2 protein-coding genes are annotated in these 2,254 nt (G+C 68.1%); both read right to left on the bottom strand.

From position 1 onward, the window contains the following. On the bottom strand, positions 1-1,655 hold a 1,655-nt coding region (locus tag H1D24_RS41490), incomplete at its 3' end, for a recombinase family protein (protein WP_220137813.1). A gap of 132 nt (positions 1,656-1,787) precedes the next feature. Next, on the bottom strand, positions 1,788-2,135 hold the full coding sequence (locus tag H1D24_RS41485; protein WP_181662949.1) for a hypothetical protein: 348 nt from the start codon (positions 2,133-2,135) through the stop codon (positions 1,788-1,790). Positions 2,136-2,254 lie beyond the last annotated feature (119 nt).

Genomic DNA, 2,254 nt, shown 5'->3' with positions numbered 1-2,254 from the left:
CGCCCCCAACGCAATGGATAACTCAGGCGCGTGTCACCCTCTGTATCGGTGGAGTCGTGTTGTCGATCACCCTCGGTGGCCCGTTCGCGGACGGGTATGCGGTGTCGGATCGTGATCTTTTCAGGGCCGATGAGGACGTCTTTGACCAGAAGCCGCAGGACGCGCTGGCGCTCGGGGACCTCGGCTGTGGCGGCTCTGGTGCGGAGCTGGGTGAGGAAGCCTTCCAGGTCGTCGGCGAGTTTGAGGTAGGCGTCGCGGTCGGCGAGCTGGGCTTCGAGGGCGTCGAGTTGGCCGCGGAGGTTGGACTCGCGGGCCCGCAGGTCGGGCATCCGGGACCGCAGTTCGTCGATGGTGATCAGCTGTTCCTGAAAGGCCTCGATCATGCGGGTGATGGCGGTGGTGGCCTTGGCCAGGGCCAGCTCGAGGCGGGCGCGTTGGCGTAGGGCGGGGTCGGAGGTGCGGGCCCGCTGAAGGCGCTTGTCGATCTCGGTGCGGATGAGGTGCGGGTCGGCGAGGAGAGTGGTGATGTGCTCCCAGACGACTGCGTCGAGGTAGTCGGCGCGGACGGGCTTGTTGGGGCAGATGCGGCCGCCCTCGTAGCGGTAGTCGTCGGAGCCCAGGCACCGGTAGTAGTAGATCTTCCGGTTCTTGGTGCGGGTCGAGGTGCGGTAGTAGCCGTATCCGCAGCCGGCGCAGGCGGCCAGGCCCTGGAGCAGGGAGGGGACCTTGCTGTTGCGGGAGGCGTACTTTTTGTTGTCGGCCAGGCGCTGAGCTGCGCGTTCGAACGTGGCACGGCTGATGATCGCGGGGACCGGGATCTCGATCCATTCCTCGCGGGGACGGTCGACGGCCTTGACGGCGCGTGGGGTGGAGCGGCCCTGGAGACGGGCGACGCGGTTCAGGCCGGGTGACTCGTGGACGGTCATGGTCTTGCCGAAGACGGCCGACCCCATGTAGGCGGGATTGCGGAGCATGCCCCACACGACGCTGCGGTCCCACCGGGCCTTGCCGGTGCGGGTCGGGGTGCCGGTGCTGGTGAGCCAGCGGGTCAACTCGGCGATGGAGGCGCCCTCGTCGACGTAGCGGCGAAACAGCTCGGCCACCAGCGCCGCCTCGTGCTCGACGATCTCGTAAGTCGCGCCGTGGTCAGGGGTTTTGCGCAGGTAGCGGTAGCCGAACGGGGCGCCGCAGAGCACGTTGATCGAGCCGGTGCGGGCCCGGTAGGTCTTGCCCCGCCGGTAGCGTTCCATCAGCTGGGCCTTCTCGTATTCGGCGAACATGCCCTGGAACTGGATCAGTAGCTGGTCCTCGGGGCTGTCGCCGCGCGGGCCCTTGACGAACTCCACCCGGCAGCCGGAACGGGCGAACTCCTCGATCAGCAGGGCCTGGTAGGCGAACTTGCGGGCCAGCCGGTCCGGGCTGTAGCACAGCACCACATCCACGCATCCGGTGGCGATCACATCCCGCAGCCGCTCCAGTGCGGGACGCACCAGGGTGGCGCCGGAGTGGCCCTCGTCCTCGAAGACCCACTCCTCGGGCAGTTCAAGATGCAGCCCGGCGGCGTGCGCGCGCAGCGCGGCGGTCTGCGAGCCGATCGTCTGGTCCTTCTTCTGCCGGGCCGACGACACCCGGGCGTAAATCGCGGCACTGGTCACCACTGGGCCCTCCCTCGTCCCTGCCGCCGCACACCCGGGCCCGGCGCTGCGGCACCAGCACCGCGTAGGCCGCGGACAAATCCGCATCCACGTGCCGGTCGAAGACGTACTCCGACTCCAGCAGCCGGGCCTTCATCGGCCCGCGCGCCCCTTGGGGGCGTCCCGGTCGAGGAACTCGACCAGTGCCCGGGCCACCACCGCCGAGATCGTGGCGTCCATCTCGCGCGCATGGGCGCGTACCTGCCCTGCCAGCGATCCCGGCAGCTTGACGGTGAACACCACGCTCGTTTCGGGAACTTGAATCCGCCCAGTGGCCATGGCCTGCTCCACATACCGGCGTGCCTGGCGTACCGACACGCCATACCTGCTGGCCATCGTGTGAGCGGCAGCGGCGATGGGCACACCCGCCTCGACCAAGTCAGCGGCGGCATTGACCCGCCGTGCGTACTCGACGCCATCAACGCGATCACGACGCACCATGTCACAAACATACTACCCATCGTGACGATCCCTATTCTCAGCGCGAGGAAGCAGTTCCAGCCGCCGATAACCAAGCGTCACCTCGAAGCAGAAGTTGCCCATTGCGTTGGGGGCGTGCT

It is taken from the genome of Streptomyces himalayensis subsp. himalayensis (assembly GCF_013778455.1).
In the GTDB taxonomy this organism is placed as follows: domain Bacteria; phylum Actinomycetota; class Actinomycetes; order Streptomycetales; family Streptomycetaceae; genus Streptomyces; species Streptomyces himalayensis.
Note: the sequence above shows the minus strand (reverse complement) of the source record. Positions and strands in the feature narration are given on the sequence as shown.